Source organism: Hydrocarboniphaga sp., assembly GCF_028291725.1.
Classification (GTDB): domain Bacteria; phylum Pseudomonadota; class Gammaproteobacteria; order Nevskiales; family Nevskiaceae; genus Hydrocarboniphaga.
In genome coordinates this window covers 15,327-28,338 of record NZ_JAQGNT010000064.1, presented here as the reverse complement: position 1 = coordinate 28,338, position 13,012 = coordinate 15,327, and the positions used below count along the sequence as shown (strand labels likewise).

Here is a 13,012-nt window from a genome sequence, read left to right as displayed (position 1 = left end):
CCCTCTACCGAGCACCTGAAAAATAATGGCAACCAAGAAAGTGTCCAAGAAAGCGGCGACGAAGAAAGCCCCGAGCAAGGCTGTCGCCAAAACGGCGACCGTCAAACCGATCAAGGAGACTTTGGGCAAGACCGGTCTGATCGCGCACGTCGCCGATAGCAGCGGCGTCGATGCCAAGCTCGTGCGGAAAGTGATCGCCGGTCTCGAAGGCGCCATCGTTGCATCGGTCAGCAAGAAAGGCGCGGGCGCCTTCGTGCTGCCGGGCTTTTTCAAGGTCAGCGCCACGAAGGTCGCCGCGAAGCCCAAGCGCAAGGGCATCAACCGGTTTACCGGTCTGGAACAGGTGTTCGCAGCGAAGCCGGCCTCGTTGAAGGTGAAGGTCCGCGCGCTGAAGAAGTTGAAGGACGCCGCGGCCTGATATCGCACCGCAGCGGGCGGCAGCAAAAAGATGGCTCGCCGGCGGCGAGCCATCCATAACGACGGATCAGTCCTTGATTGATCCGTCGGCCCGCGCCAGTCGGGCATATTCCGAAAGTGTCCGCTTCGGAACGAAATGCAGATCGCGCTCGACCGGTAGCCTCATCGGCCCGCGTATCGTCGCCAGATCCGAAAGCCGCACGTAGCCGAGTTCGGGCGTGCCGAATCCAAGGTCGCATAGGCCGAAGGCCGTATCGCCGTCTTCCGGCTTCAGCTCAGTCAGGAGCCAAGTCGCGCCTGCATCCGGCGTAAACAGCTTCACAACCGGCATCGGATCGTGGTTTTCGTCGAGGCTGCTCGCGGCCCAGTTGGCGAGCAACTGTGCGCGTTGTTCGTTGGTGATCAGAGTCTTCATGGTCGCTTCCTTTTTGAGGGTTCGCTCCACGGCGGAGCGAGGCGACGGGGGCGCACGCATCGAGCGCGGCCGTCATACCCCGGACACGGGTGTGCGGGGTCCGGAACGGACCGGGGTTGACGGCAAGCGGCGTGCGCCAGGCTCGCGACTCTGTTCGACGTGGAGTGATGCCGGGAAGCGACCAGGATCGGCAGCACTGCCGCGATGGATTCGCGGCGCCCGGCTTCGCACAAACCCGCTGATCCGCAAGAACACAGATCAGCCGATGCGCTTTTGGGGAAATCCTGAAATCAGCAGAAGCGGATTCCGGTCGATACGCAGCCGACGCTTCAGATGGAACGATTAAGCGTCAGCGATGGATGCCGGAGGGGCGAGACGCCATCGGCGGCTCGATGCGCAGCACGACAGCGCGGCCCGGAGTTTCGGGAGACGCCCATCGCTCATCCGTGCAGAAGTAGCCGGAAAAGAAAGACCCCTCATACGATCCCAGCATGACGCTGTCGATCCTGACCGGCGAAGTGAGCATCGCCAACCCTGCGAGCAGAATTCCGCACGACTTCACGGATTGCTTGCCCGAGCTGTCGAAGTAGCCGTTGGCATCGGAGAGCTTGCAAGAAAAGCGCCCCGCCGTCAGGCGGGGCACTGAGGCGGGCGATTAATCGCCCTTGGCTCGCGACCAGATCAGGTTGTGCGTGCCGTCCTCGCTTTCGACCAGACGGGCGTAGAGGGTCGCCGGGAACGAGGGGTCGTCGAGGGTCACCGACAGATAGGGCCGGTCCGCCCGCGAGACTTTCTTCCAGGCCGCGCCGATCTCGTAGTTGCCCGCGTAGATGCGGAAGTCAGGGGCGTTCTCGCTTTCCTTGTCGGCCGGCGTGATCTTGACCTTGACGTTGTGCGTCAGGGTGCGAACCGTGCCGTTGAAGCCGTCGTTCTGAGCGGTGAAGGTGCCGATGGTGGTCATGGTGAATCTCCTTTTGTGGTTGCAAGGTCGCCCTTTGCGGCCTTGTCGGAATCCGAAGGGGCGACGGACGGGCGGGTTGCATCGCCTGCGACCGCAGCGCAGCGGAGGACCCGGAGGCGCAAAGAATTTGTTCCGCGAGGAAGGCGCATCGCGCCGGGGAAAATCTTTGCGCCGCAGGGTTGCAGCCGATAGCCCGAGGCGCAGCCGGTTCGTCGCCAGGATTTACGACAAGCCATGGCCGCAATGGACGATCCTTGCCGAAAGGAACCATGACTTCGGCATGCCGCACGGACGGCTTGATCGGCATGGTTCTGACGCAGACAAGGCCGGCGCCGGCCGATAGCCTTGAAGGCGCCCGGCTTCTGCGCGGGCTTGATCGGCGCTGCGTGGAAGATGCTCGGCATGACAACGGCTCTGTCGGTGAGCTGCCCCTCGTTCCTGGCGACCCGGCCGTCAGCGTCGGGGACGGCAACACATCCGACAACCCAGCGCGGCGAGTTCCAGCGCAGTTCGGCGCCCCGCCTGACGGCGGGGCGCGTTTTTTGGTGGTAAGTGATCCGGCGGCGATGCATGAGGCATCGCCGCCGGCTTTCCTTGCCTACGACCGCAACATCGCCGGCAACCAGCCGGTGCCCGCCGCCAGCCGCTCGGCGGCGGCGACGAGTTCCGGCTTCTTGCTCAAGCCGAGTGCGCGCACCTGATCCGGCGCGATGCACTGCACCGCTTCGAGCACGCGGGCCTTGGACACCTGAGCGAAGTAGCCGGCCGCCGTCGCCGTCCACCACTTCGCCATATCGAGGCCCAGCGCCGATGCCAGTTCGTTGGCCTTGCCGTCCGTCTCATGCGGGCTGACTGCATCGATGCAGCCGGCAACGCAGACCGCCAGCAGAGAAAGCAGGTCGTCCTGCGAAAGCGCTTGCAGCGCGGCGAACAGTCCTTCCGTTTTCACAGGCAGCTCGTCCATCCAAACCTGCCGGGCATCTGCCAATGCCGTGACGGCCCGCGATTCAGGCAGATCGGGCGCGCAGCGGTCGAGCGCATCTTGCGGCGTGCAGGACACTTGCAGCGCCGTGTCCGTGTGGCGATCGTCGTAGAAGGTGTGCAGTACCAGACGATGAACGACGGCGACCAGCGCCACGCCCGGCTGGCGCGCCAGCTCCGCCTGCAACGCCGCCGTGCGATGCGCACTCAACTGCCGCGCCAGCTTGGCCGACACCGTTCGGTCCGCCATAGTCTGCGTCTTCGGCACGACCGCGCCATCCGTGTGCCGGCCTTGCTCCTGCACTTGCCGTAATGCCTCGGTATCGGCCTCCCGCAGCAGCCCGCGATGCACGGCGATTTCGCCGGCATGATCGACGGTGACGACGGCGCCCGCCACCGACAGCACGTCGGGTGAGAAGACCATCAGCGACTGCTCAATGGCTTCCAACTCAGCGTCGAGCTTGTCGCTCTCGTCGCACAGCGTCTGCGCTTTTCCCTCGGCAATCTCGGCCGCATCGCCGCCTTCCAGCTTGTCTTCGATGGCCTGCTGCCGTGCTTCCAGCTTGGCGATGCGCTTGGCTTCCTTCGCATTTGGCTTGCGCCGATCCGGGCGTACCCGGTGCAGCACGGACAGATCGGCCGGCATGATACGCGGCACCACGTCCACCCAGGCCCAGCCTTCGGCGCGCACGTCGTCGGCCGATGCCGCGAGCTTCTCCCGCGCCAGCCGGTCGAGCAGTTCGGCATCCGTCAGATACGCCTGCTCCGCATCTTCCGAAAACAGGTCGCGGCGCACCGTGCCGCCTGCGGCTTCATACGCTGCCACGCCGACGAAACGCGCCAGCGGATCGCGCAGGCCGTCAATGTCGCGTTCGGTCAGATGCTCGCGCAGCGCATGCGGACTGCGCTGCCACTCCGGTGACTCGTAGAACGCCGTCTCCTGCGCCGCGTGATCGTCGGTGATGGCCAGCGCCATCAGTTGATCGAGCGTGACCGCATCGGCCCGGTAGTCCGCCAGCAAGCGAGGCGAGACGTTGGCGAGTTTCAGGCGCCGCTGCACCACCGGCGGTGTCACGCCGAAGTCGGCGGCGATGTCCTCAATGGGCCGGCCTTCCTCGATCAGCGCCTGGAATGCCTCAAATTGATCGGCCGGATGCATCGCCTCGCGTTGTACGTTCTCGGTAAGGCTGGCCGTGCGAGCCGCCGCATCCGGTACGACGAGGCAAGGCACTTCGTGCGCGCTCGGCAGCCGCTTCTTCTTCGCCAGCAGCTTCAATGCCGCCAGCCGTCGAGCGCCAGCCACGACTTCGTAATGCTCGCCATCGTCGCAGGCGATGACGGTGAGGTTTTGCAGCAGGCCGACGCGGGCGATGCTCGATGCCAGTTCGGGAATCGACGTGCCGCCGGTCTTGCGTACATTGCGGGCCGAAGGCCGCAACTGCGACATCGGAATCAACAGCAGTTCTTGGGAAGCGGTGATCGTGGTGTGCATGTTCATGGTGAATCTCCATATGGAAGCAAAAGGAAAAGCGAACTCGAAATCGAGAAGCGAAACGGATCAGGGCATGGCGTCCTCCTTGGGCAGTCGGGCCTTCGCCATGGCCGCGAAGACCTTCGCGGCCATGGCCAACCGCCGGCCGGCGCGGGCGCGCCGTCAAGGGAACAAGCACGAGCCCTGGCGCGGCCCGCAGCCGCAGGCGAGGACACGGGGGCTCGTGCGACCCTTGACGGAAGGAGCGCCCGCAGAGGCCACGCAAGCCGCTCAGCGGCGCGCAGGCGGCCGGGGCACCCGGCCGCCGGAGAAGAAAACGATCGATTGAGCGCCGGTACGCGAAGCAAAAAGAAAGGGGGCCTTTTGGCCCCCCTCGTCGCTATTTCACATATCAAAGTAGTCCACGTTCGGAAAATGACACGATGGTGTCGCCGCCCACGACCAGATGGTCTAGCACCCGTACTTCAACCAGCGCCAACGCTGCCTTCAAGCGATCCGTCAGCAGCCGATCCGCCGCGCTCGGCTCGGCGACCCCCGACGGATGACAGTGCGCGAAGATCACCGCCGCCGCATTGCGCGCCAGCGCTTCCTTCACCACCTCGCGTGGATACACCGCCGCCCCGTCGATGGTGCCGCGAAACATCTCCAGCACCTCGATCAGCCGATGCTGCGTGTCTAGCATCACGACAACGAAAACCTCATGCTCAAGAGAGCCCAATCGCAAGCTCAGGTAATCCCGGGAGACCTGGGGCGAACTGAATGCGGTTCCACGCCTTACACGATGGCTGAGCACCCTGCGGGCGCGGTGCAGCACCTCATCACCCGTGGCGGTGCGGTATTCCCCGCCGGCATCGCGAACGAACAGTTCAGCGGAAGCGTCGAGAGAAGGATGGTTCGACATGGTCGTACTCCGGTGGTCTCAGGCGGATTGCCCAAGGCCGGAGCCCTCACGCCGCAGCGCAGCCGTCACAGACTGGCCAGCGGCCACCCGGCGAGTAGAGGAGCGCAGCGAGCAACGCAGCGTCTTGACGGCGAGAACGACGTGATACGGTGAAACGGACAGGCAAAGCCGCCCACCCTGCAACCCACGGCAAGCGGAGCGCGCAGGCAGCGAGGCTGCCGAAGGCGTCAGGGATCAAAGCCGGATGGCCGCGACTCAGCGAGTCGCGGGGCGCAGCCCGCGAGCCCAGCGGCGGAACGCCGGGACGCCCTTGTTCACTGCTGCGATATTTGACGCTAGCCAATATCGATAATTACTCGGCCCGCTTTGATCGCCGATACTGATGCGGGATCAGTCTCGGTGCGGAGAGACACTTCAGGGGTGACGATGGAACCTAACGATAAAACAGTCAAAAGGTTGTTTGCCCTCTCAGGCAATCGCTGCGCATTCCCGTCCTGCCAACTGCCGATCTTTGAAGACAGCGGCGTCGTGACTGGTGAGATGTGCCATATCAAAGCCCGCAGCCCCGGCGGACCTCGGTTCGATCCGGCACAAACCGAAGCGGAGCGGCATGGTTTCGACAATCTGATTCTGCTGTGTCGCCGGCACCATAAGGTGGTTGATGCTCAGCCGGATGTCTACACCGTGGAGGCGCTCCGGCAAATCAAATCCATCCATGAAAATGTGCTGGGTCGCCCGGAACGTGAGCAGGATGGCTTCTTCGCGTCGCTGCTCATCAACGATTACCGGAAGATCGTCGTCAAGAACAATTCCGGAAATGTCGCCATCAACAGCCCCGGCGCCATCCAGGGACATACCGTCAACGTCAAGACCAGCAAGAAGAAGGTAGTCCTGAATTCGCCACCGGGATCGATCGGTGCCGATCTGCAGGCGAGTCGGTACGTTCAATATCTGATCAATCGCTACAACAAGTTTGGCGCCGATGATCCGACGCGTAAGACGAGCTTCAGCTACGGCGCGATCTCGAAAAACATCGAAACCACCTTCGGCTCGCAGTGGAAGCTGCTCCCGATCGAAAGAGCGGGCGCCGTGTTCGACTATCTTCAGAACCGCATCGCAAGAACCCGTCAAGCGAGGATCAACCAAGGAAAGGCGCATCGATCCTTCCGCAGCTACGAAGAGTTCTTGGCAGGCGATGAGCAGGAAGACTGAACTCGTAGTGGGTTCCCCACCATCCGAGGGAAGTAGCAGATCAATCGCGATGCTCGCTGCAGGCCCGTGGAGTGCATATGACCGATGATCTGTTTCTTCAAAGCCGATTCTTCCGTTGGTGTACCGAGCATGCCCCGCTCAAATATGACGAAGAGCAAGCGCTGAGACGGGAGGCCCTCAGCGTCCTGGTGGAATCCATCAATGCCGGGGAGATCATCAGCCTGGACGGCATCGATACCCCACTGTCGAAGAAGATCAAGGCGCATCATCAACTCGCCAACTTCGAGATGAACTCCAACTGGATCGGCTCGTCGCAAGACTGGATGTGCCCATGCTGCTCCAGATCGAAGTTCCAGATTGCCCGCGTCGGGAAGAAGCGCCAAATTCTGGCCAAATTAGTCGTTCACCACGACCACATGGGAGGAGCGCTGGAAGCGGTATTTCATGCCGCCTTCGAGAAAGCTGGAACAAGCGTGGAACAGGTTGAGGGCTTACGGCTCGTTGAACGCATGGGCAGCGCGTTCGCGGCTTACGAGGAAGTGCTGATCTGCGAGGACTGCAACAACGCCGACACCGAAGCTAAAAAGCTCGTCGAGTCACCGTTGTTCTTCTCGTTTTCTCCCGGTCAGATCAAGCGATTCATCCGGTGCGGTGATCACCAGCCGCACCAGGTCGATGCGACGATGGCTCAACAAATCTGGCAGGAGGCGAAGCCGGCATACGAACTAAGGATGAAGCTGATCCGGGCTGTTGGCCATGCCGCAGCCACGGACGCCCACTGGTACGAACCATACCCTCGTCGCACAAGCGCCATTCCGGTCTTTGGATACGGCGATTCAGTGATCTACCGCAGCAGCGATCGCACGATCCAGCAGTGGGTATCGGGCGAAGCGTTATATAGAGCGCTGGGTCCTGGGAAAGCGGCCTCGGCGCGCAACCTGTCGCGTTGGCGCACCACAGTGCCGAAGCCAGGCAAAGCATTGCCGGACAATTTTCTTGCAATGCTGCGCTCAGAAGAAGCCCGTGCCCGAACATGGAACTCAGTCTCAGAGAATTGGCGCTGTCCAATTTGCAGACGCTCGAAGCAAGAAACCACCTATGTGGGAGAGAAGAACAAAATCAGCTTCTATCTCCAAACCAACAGGGGATTTGGAAAATGGGTCAATGCGAGCACGATCTGCAATCACTGCGGCTCGACACTGATGAGCCTCAAGCTGGAAGTGTCTGAACTGCTTGGCTGTACACCGACCGATAGCTACGGTTTCGTCAGCCCGGAGGAATTGGCGAAGGTCATCATTCCCAGCGCTCATTCACCTCACTCGATCCTTCCTGCGGAGGCGGAGGCTTTAGTGTCTCTGGTCGTTCAACGCCTAGCGCAATCCTAGGAAATTCACCCAACGTCCTGAGCAGCGGAAGGGCAAACGATCCGTCTTTGTCCGCTTGTACTGCCGGGGCTAGATAGCCGGGGGTTGACGTCGGGTACGGCCGGGAATATCCTCACTGAACTCAATGAGGATATGAAGATGCGGTTGCAGATCCATGCGCTGACGGAAAACTTGGCAATTCTCTCTGGCGCGCAATCGGGCAGGAATCTGTTTTCGAAGCTGATCGCTGCTGCTGCGCCGCAGGGCGGCGAGCCGGCGCCTGTCTTTCTTGATTTCGCAGGCGTGACTGTCGCGACCGCCTCGTTCCTGCGCGAGAGCGTCGTCGCATTCCGCGACTACACACGATCTACGTTGCCAGCGCTCTTTCCGGTTGTCGCAAATGCATCGGCGAGCGTCACAGAAGAACTCGATTTCTTCCTGCGCCACCGCAAGGATGCGATTTGGAGTTGCCGACTCGACAAGCACGGCGCCCTCAACGAACCCCGATTGCTCGGCGAGTTGGATGAAGCGCACCGGATGACCTTTGAGATGGTGATCAAGCTGGGTTCGGCCAGCGCCCCAACCTTGGCCGCTCAAAGCACTGAAGGCGCCGCGGTAAGCCCGACGGCATGGAATAACCGGCTGGCGTTCCTTGCCGCTCGGGGCTTATTGATGGAGCGACGCGGCGGCAAGACGAAGACCTTTTCTCCTGTCCTGGAGGCGACGTAGTGGGTATCGAATTCATTCGGAGCAGAGGCGGTAAGCCGTACGCGAAGCGGTGGGCGGACGGCCTCGACCGGACCAAGAGCCCTCAGCTAATCGGGATGGAACTGGCCGGCGAGAGTCGCACAATCACGGCGGTGCTCACACCAGGCGGCGCACCCAAAACCGGCGTCACCGTTCTGGTTCAGGCGACGGGTGCCGGCGATCTCCTTATTTACGACGGACTGAAGGCGGTCGCCCGTATCGCGGCTCCGCCTGCAGGGGTGACTGCGAATGTCACGCAGCACCACGGGATGATCCAGGCTGTCGTGGAGCGGGTCGGTGGCTTGGGCCAGACGGTGGAACTCAGGCTCAAATGAACGCACGTCCCGCTCACGAACCGACACGGGAGTTTTCCCCGTCACACAAATTGCTTAACGACGCGACGCGCAATTCGAAGTGCCTGGGCTGTCCTTCGTGCCCTGACTTCAAGGTCTGCGGCGGCCTGAATATCGATGCCGACGTCTATGACTGCAATGACCTGTGTTCCTGCGCCAATCCAGACCTCTGCGACATGGTCTGTCGCAACAAGCCGGTTACCTTCTTCGAGCGCTTCATGGAAGTGGGGGGCTTCGAACTGGACACGGTTCCCCGCGTCTCGTCCGTAGCTGCAGCTGCGTTACCGGTTTTCGTGCCGCTCATCGACCACAAGCACAGCCGCAAGGCGACACTTCTGGAGCCAGTAGTCGCCGTATCCCTATTCGACCTGTTTCACCGGGGCACGGGCGAGCCGCTGGTACGAAATCGCGAAGAGCTGGCCGATCGCTTTCTCATTCGGCGCGATGCCGTACTCGTGGTGTCGGGCGTCGATCGGGACGTCAAGATCGAAGCCTGGTGGGCGTTGGCGAATCGGCAGAATATTCTCAAGACGCTGCGCCATCTCGGTGTTGCGCTCGTTACGACGCCCAACTTCAGCCTGTTTACGAACGTGCCGAGGCCGGACAATCTGCACGGCATGAAGCGCATTGCCCTGAGTTGGGCTCAATTGATGTCGGCCGGAATTCCTGCCGCGCTGCATGTCAATGCGCGCACCGAGCACGACTATGCCCGCTGGGCGCGCTTTGTGGCGGACCGAGCCGAGGTCGAAAGCATTGCCTTCGAATTCGGGACAGGTGCTGGCTACCCAGGCCGGATCAATTGGCATGTCGAGCAGCTTTGCCAGCTTGCAGATAATGTCGAGCGTAATCTGACGCTGGTGGTACGCGGCGGAGTCCACGTCCTACATCAATTGCGAAAGCATTTCGCGCGCGTGATCCTGATCGACACGGACTCGTTTGCTCGGACGCTCAAACGTCGCCGCGCGACGGTAACGGCAACCGGACGCCTGCGTTGGGTGCAAACGCAGACACCACGGGACGCGCCCATCGATGATCTTCTGATGCACAACATTGCGACGCGGCGCGAGGTGCTGAGTCAAATCACCTCCGCGGCCCCTGTGGTTTTAGAGCGTGCTTTCCGTGCTCCCCGGCGCCCGACACAAGACGCTGATCGTCAACCCTGGCAGAGAAGCTTTGTGAAGCAATTCGAGGCGTCCCTGCAAGCTGGGGCTGTGCCCATAGATTTGAAGGGCGTGATCGCCGCTTCGGAATCGTAGCTCCCCGTCATGATTGGCGAGTGCTCGAAACATTTGTCCCATACCGAAGCCACAGCCGCTATTGCGACCGAACCTGGACTCGCCGTCCATGACGGCCACTTTCAACGCGGCACCCGCGTCTTCAACGTTAGCGTATTCGGGACATTGATGAAGGCTCGCGCGCACCCCGATTCCGGCATCACTAGCGACGACTTCGAATGTGTTCCGAGAGGCAGCAAAGGCGACAAGGCCGCTCTCATATGCGGAGCTATGGCGGAAGATATTGTCTTGCAATTCCCCCAAAGCGCCGACGATTTCGGCTGCCACTTTCGGGGGAAATCCAGCATAAATTGCCGCTTGATCTGCTCGACTTGCCCAGAGCGTCCATTGATCTGTTGTATCGCCGTCGCGTCCAAGAACTCCGAGAGGGAACACGCCTATTCGTGCGTCACGATGGGTGCCGCTGATGGCGGCAGCGGTCATCGCGGCACGAATGAGCTTCGCGAAAGGCGGTGCGACAACGACATCCGAGTAGATCGACGAATACGCTCGTCGAGCCATTTCCAGTTCTACGAGCGGACCGATGCGGCCCGACCGCGAAAGCACGACTTTTCCGACGGCTTGCAGTTCCCCGGTTTGAGCGGCCCACAGCAGGTCATCGGCGCCCGCAAAGTCGCCAACTAGCGAATGAAAATCCTGCCCCTCTCCCTTCATCCGGACTACCTCGGCCGAACGCTATGAAAAAACGGCTGCGAATCAATACACTGGAGTGTCCTGTAACTCTTCCGAATTTGCCAATCAGTTCAATGTCGGAGGCGAGGGCGGAAAGTCCCACGGGAATTGGCGTTTCGTTTATTGCGATTTTCGTTTATTTCGTTTAAAGTGCTTCTCCTGAGTCGTCTAAAGCCCTCGGAGTTCGTCATGAGCAATGCCTCCCTAACCGTTATGAATCTCCCCGTTGCACGCGAGGTGCAGGCGGCGGTCGAGAGCCAGCGAGCCTTGGCCGCGTATCTGACCACCCAGTTTGAAACCCAGCGCATCCAAATCTTGGACGACAAAAATCAGGCGCATCAGGTCGAGTTACCGACTAGTGCGCTGCGTCTGTTGGTGGACATCCTTGCCGAGCTAGCGGACGGCAATGCCGTTCAAGTCGTACCGATCCATGCGGAGCTGACCACCCAAGAAGCAGCCGACCTGCTCAATGTTTCGCGGCCGCACTTGGTAAAGCTGCTAGAGGCAAACTCATTGCCGTTCCACAAGACTGGCAAGCACCGGCGCGTGCGCTTCGCTGATTTGATGAGTTTCAAATCGGAGCGCGACCGCGCTAGCGAGCAGGCGATGGAGGGGCTGACCAAACAGGCTCAGGAGCTGGGCATGGGATACGAATGAGGCATTCGCCATTCACAGCCGTCTATGACGCCTGCGTCCTGTATCCCGCGCCCCTTCGCGATTTCCTGATGTGGTTGGGCTTAACGGGTCGGTTCCGGGCGCGATGGAGCCAGCAGATCCATGATGAGTGGAAACGCAACCTCCTCGCGAACCGGCTCGACCTGACGGCGGAGCAGCTTGATCGCACGTCATCGCTCATGGATCTGGCGATTCCAGATGCTCTGGTGACCGGGCATGAGCATCTGATTGCCGGGCTGATCCTGCCAGACCCGGATGATCGCCACGTGCTGGCCGCCGCGATCCGCTGCAACGCCAGCGTGATCGTGACATTCAACGAAAAGGATTTTCCTGCCGAGGTGCTCGCGACCTTCGGCATCGATTGTCAGCATCCCGACGTCTTTACCGAGTATCTATTTGATCTCGATCAAGCGGCCGTCGTGGCAGCCGCGCAGCGCCAGCGGCGGCAGCTCAAGAATCCACCGATCGATGTAGACCGCTACCTCGACATCTTGCTGCGACAAGGTCTCGTGCAGACTAGTAAATTGCTAGCTACCTATCGTCTGGTTCTATAAACCAGATATTCGACGTGATCCCCGAATGAAGGAGTATGCAACGAGTTTTCCGGCGGACATCAAGGGCTGCATGAAGGATTGCATCTTGTCCTTGTTCTGGCCGCGCAAGGACATAGTCGGCTTTTTTGAGAAGCACGGATGCACAAAAGCAGAACTAAGCAGCCTGCAGATCGAAGGGGAGAATGGGCTCAAGCGGCACGAGATTATTGATGTGCTGTTTGGAAAGCTGGACGTTCGCCCAGACAATGGGCTAGGACCATTCAGGGCCATGCTGCAGTCGCTGCTGGCGTGGGCACACTTTGATCCCTATTACTTCGACGCGCTACGTAAATTGGACCGCGCCGCGGCGACCAGAAATCTCGATCATCTGAAGCAACTGCAGGAAATCCGCGATGCCAAGATCAAAGTGGACCGAGAGCGTCGAGCAAATCATGAGGCGGCGCGTCAGCAGCCGACGACGACGCTGGACGAACTACACGTCGAGTACCTCGATCTGCTAGCCCACAAGATATCGAGGCAACAAAGAGGCTACGCGCTGGAGCGCATTCTGGCCGAACTTGCGCGGCTCTCGCGTCTGGAAACGACGGAAGCGTTTCGCGTCAATGGCGAGCAGATCGACGGCGCCGTTAAGTTCGACGGAGAACATTACCTCATAGAAGCCAAATGGCAGGAGAAATCAGCGAGTAACGAGCCGGTCTATCAGTTTGCCAGCAAGGTCGGTGGAAAGCTTTACGGGCGCGGCCTGTTCATCTCAGTCAACGGATTCAGCTCGGAAGTCGTCCGCAGCCTCGTCATAGGCAAGGAGATTCAGACGCTCTTCGTTGATGGCGAAGATCTGATCCTGATCCTGGAAGGGCATCTGAGCTTTCGCGACATGATGGACCGAAAAGTAAAAGCGGCACAAACGAAGGGGCTCATCTACGTGCATCCGATATCGGGTGCAGAAAAAAAGGCCTGATCCAGCGCGACGGAG

15 protein-coding genes are annotated in these 13,012 nt (G+C 60.7%); 10 read left to right on the top strand and 5 right to left on the bottom strand.

All coding sequences use genetic code 11. The features are described from left to right. The first annotated feature begins 25 nt into the window (after positions 1-25). Complete coding sequence (locus JWQ90_RS18105) at positions 26-418, top strand: HU family DNA-binding protein (protein ID WP_299696407.1); 393 nt, start codon at positions 26-28, stop codon at positions 416-418. A 66-nt stretch (positions 419-484) separates the two neighbouring features. Here the strand turns inward: JWQ90_RS18105 and JWQ90_RS18100 are convergent, their stop codons facing one another. From JWQ90_RS18100 to radC, 5 genes are all read right to left on the bottom strand, one after another. Beyond that, positions 485-832 (bottom strand): DUF2958 domain-containing protein, encoded by a 348-nt coding sequence (locus tag JWQ90_RS18100; protein ID WP_299696406.1) that lies wholly within the window; start codon positions 830-832, stop codon positions 485-487. A 349-nt stretch (positions 833-1,181) separates the two neighbouring features. After that, positions 1,182-1,475: a hypothetical protein gene (locus JWQ90_RS18095; protein ID WP_299696405.1), complete on the bottom strand. Its 294-nt coding sequence runs from the start codon at positions 1,473-1,475 to the stop codon at positions 1,182-1,184. Positions 1,476-1,487: 12 nt separating this feature from the next. Next, positions 1,488-1,793: a DUF736 domain-containing protein gene (locus JWQ90_RS18090; RefSeq protein ID WP_299696404.1), complete on the bottom strand. Its 306-nt coding sequence runs from the start codon at positions 1,791-1,793 to the stop codon at positions 1,488-1,490. A gap of 598 nt (positions 1,794-2,391) precedes the next feature. Continuing rightward, the gene (locus JWQ90_RS18085; protein ID WP_299696403.1) at positions 2,392-4,272 is read right to left on the bottom strand and encodes a ParB/RepB/Spo0J family partition protein; all 1,881 of its coding nucleotides are present in this window, start codon (positions 4,270-4,272) and stop codon (positions 2,392-2,394) included. Positions 4,273-4,657: 385 nt separating this feature from the next. Beyond that, positions 4,658-5,167 carry a DNA repair protein RadC gene (gene radC, locus JWQ90_RS18080; protein WP_299696402.1) on the bottom strand — a complete coding sequence of 170 codons (510 nt, stop codon included), beginning with the start codon at positions 5,165-5,167 and terminating at the stop codon, positions 4,658-4,660. Positions 5,168-5,593: 426 nt separating this feature from the next. Between radC and JWQ90_RS18075 the strand changes: the two genes are divergently transcribed. The 9 genes from JWQ90_RS18075 to JWQ90_RS18035 all read left to right on the top strand — a co-directional run bounded on the left by JWQ90_RS18075 (position 5,594) and on the right by JWQ90_RS18035 (position 12,997). After that, positions 5,594-6,379 (top strand): HNH endonuclease signature motif containing protein, encoded by a 786-nt coding sequence (locus JWQ90_RS18075; RefSeq protein ID WP_299696401.1) that lies wholly within the window; start codon positions 5,594-5,596, stop codon positions 6,377-6,379. Between the two features lie 77 nt (positions 6,380-6,456). After that, positions 6,457-7,764: a hypothetical protein gene (locus JWQ90_RS18070; RefSeq protein ID WP_299696400.1), complete on the top strand. Its 1,308-nt coding sequence runs from the start codon at positions 6,457-6,459 to the stop codon at positions 7,762-7,764. 138 nt (positions 7,765-7,902) lie between these two features. Beyond that, positions 7,903-8,472, top strand: a complete 570-nt coding sequence (locus tag JWQ90_RS18065; protein ID WP_299696399.1) for a hypothetical protein — start codon at positions 7,903-7,905, stop codon at positions 8,470-8,472. After that, on the top strand, positions 8,472-8,825 hold the full coding sequence (locus tag JWQ90_RS18060; RefSeq protein ID WP_299696398.1) for a hypothetical protein: 354 nt from the start codon (positions 8,472-8,474) through the stop codon (positions 8,823-8,825). Before JWQ90_RS18065 ends, JWQ90_RS18060 begins: the two co-directional genes overlap by 1 nt. After that, entirely contained in the window at positions 8,822-10,099 is a 1,278-nt protein-coding gene (locus JWQ90_RS18055; protein WP_299696397.1) for a DUF4417 domain-containing protein, read from the top strand. The genes JWQ90_RS18060 and JWQ90_RS18055 overlap by 4 nt, the downstream gene beginning before the upstream one ends. 33 nt (positions 10,100-10,132) lie before the next feature. After that, positions 10,133-10,762, top strand: coding sequence for a hypothetical protein (locus JWQ90_RS18050; protein WP_299696396.1), 630 nt, complete (start codon positions 10,133-10,135; stop codon positions 10,760-10,762). 237 nt (positions 10,763-10,999) lie between these two features. Next, entirely contained in the window at positions 11,000-11,467 is a 468-nt protein-coding gene (locus JWQ90_RS18045) for a helix-turn-helix domain-containing protein (RefSeq protein ID WP_299696395.1), read from the top strand. Next, positions 11,464-12,039: a PIN domain-containing protein gene (locus JWQ90_RS18040; RefSeq protein WP_299696394.1), complete on the top strand. Its 576-nt coding sequence runs from the start codon at positions 11,464-11,466 to the stop codon at positions 12,037-12,039. The genes JWQ90_RS18045 and JWQ90_RS18040 overlap by 4 nt, the downstream gene beginning before the upstream one ends. A gap of 25 nt (positions 12,040-12,064) precedes the next feature. Then, complete coding sequence (locus tag JWQ90_RS18035) at positions 12,065-12,997, top strand: restriction endonuclease (protein ID WP_299696393.1); 933 nt, start codon at positions 12,065-12,067, stop codon at positions 12,995-12,997. The last annotated feature ends 15 nt before the right edge of the window (positions 12,998-13,012 follow it).

Coding starts and splice junctions, on each gene's coding strand:
- JWQ90_RS18085 (WP_299696403.1), bottom strand. CDS start 4,272: ATGAACATGCACACCACGATCACCGCTTCCCAAGAACTGCTGTTGATT.
- JWQ90_RS18040 (WP_299696394.1), top strand. CDS start 11,464: ATGAGGCATTCGCCATTCACAGCCGTCTATGACGCCTGCGTCCTGTAT.
- JWQ90_RS18100 (WP_299696406.1), bottom strand. CDS start 832: ATGAAGACTCTGATCACCAACGAACAACGCGCACAGTTGCTCGCCAAC.
- radC (WP_299696402.1), bottom strand. CDS start 5,167: ATGTCGAACCATCCTTCTCTCGACGCTTCCGCTGAACTGTTCGTTCGC.
- JWQ90_RS18090 (WP_299696404.1), bottom strand. CDS start 1,793: ATGACCACCATCGGCACCTTCACCGCTCAGAACGACGGCTTCAACGGC.
- JWQ90_RS18035 (WP_299696393.1), top strand. CDS start 12,065: ATGAAGGAGTATGCAACGAGTTTTCCGGCGGACATCAAGGGCTGCATG.
- JWQ90_RS18075 (WP_299696401.1), top strand. CDS start 5,594: ATGGAACCTAACGATAAAACAGTCAAAAGGTTGTTTGCCCTCTCAGGC.
- JWQ90_RS18105 (WP_299696407.1), top strand. CDS start 26: ATGGCAACCAAGAAAGTGTCCAAGAAAGCGGCGACGAAGAAAGCCCCG.
- JWQ90_RS18065 (WP_299696399.1), top strand. CDS start 7,903: ATGCGGTTGCAGATCCATGCGCTGACGGAAAACTTGGCAATTCTCTCT.
- JWQ90_RS18045 (WP_299696395.1), top strand. CDS start 11,000: ATGAGCAATGCCTCCCTAACCGTTATGAATCTCCCCGTTGCACGCGAG.
- JWQ90_RS18055 (WP_299696397.1), top strand. CDS start 8,822: ATGAACGCACGTCCCGCTCACGAACCGACACGGGAGTTTTCCCCGTCA.
- JWQ90_RS18070 (WP_299696400.1), top strand. CDS start 6,457: ATGACCGATGATCTGTTTCTTCAAAGCCGATTCTTCCGTTGGTGTACC.